General features: G+C 58.3%; 1 pseudogene. It reads right to left on the bottom strand.

Features of this window, described 5'->3' with window-relative positions:
• Positions 1–34: 34 nt before the first annotated feature.
• Positions 35–833 (bottom strand): annotated as a pseudogene (locus tag DL1_RS21445) (IS5 family transposase).
• Between the last annotated feature and the right edge of the window lie 78 nt (positions 834–911).

The following is a 911-nucleotide window of genomic DNA, read 5'->3' as shown; positions in this document are numbered from 1 at the left end:
TGACGCAGGCCCCGTTACGGCATCTCATTGAGTTTCACAGCCAGTAGATGACGAGAGCGGCGAGTGCGATGGCCGAGCAAGAGACCTTTGGGCACCTGTCATAACGTGTTGCGACGCGCCGCCAGTCCTTGAGCCTGCCGAACATGATCTCGATGCGGTTGCGCCTTTTGTAGCGCCGCTTATCGTAGCGGACGGGCTTCTTGCGTTGTTTCCGACCGGGAATGAAGGCGCGTATCCCTTTGTCTTTCAACGCTTCTCTGAACCAATCGGCATCGTATCCTCGGACTCCGAGCAACCAATCGACGTCCGGTAGGTTGCCCACCAGAGTCCGGGCACCAATGTAATCGCTCACCTGACCGGCGGAAACGAAGAAGTTGATCGGGCGGCCCTTGCTGTCGCAGATGGCATGCAGCTTGGTCCCTCTCGGGCCATTGCTTTGCAATGCCCTGCCGGGCAATGGTTCATGCCGCCCTTGGTTCGACCGATCAGACGACCACGCCCCCCTTTCTCGCGCCCAAGCTGGACGCCGTGCGATGTGCCTTAAGGTAAGTCGCATCAATCATAACCGTCTGCTTCTCACCGTGCTCAGCTGCCAGCACGGCCTTCATCTGCACAAAAACCCCCTTGTCGCTCCACCGCTTCCAACGGTTGTAGAGCGTCTTGTGCGGACCATATTCGCGCGGAGCGTCCCGCTACCTCAAGCCATTGCGATTGATAAAGATAATCTCGCTCAGCACGCGGCGATCATCAACGCGAGGTTTGCCGTGGGACTTCGGGAAATAGGGCTCAAGACGCGCCATCTGCGCGTCTGTCAGCCAGTAAAGATCAGACATGTTCTCCGCTCGGTTTTCGGGCCGTGAATCACGCTACGCCGCCGAAATCAATGAGATGCCGTAACGGGGCCTGCGTCA

This window comes from Thioclava dalianensis (genome assembly GCF_000715505.1).
Taxonomy (GTDB): domain Bacteria; phylum Pseudomonadota; class Alphaproteobacteria; order Rhodobacterales; family Rhodobacteraceae; genus Thioclava; species Thioclava dalianensis.
Note: the sequence above shows the minus strand (reverse complement) of the source record. Positions and strands in the feature narration are given on the sequence as shown.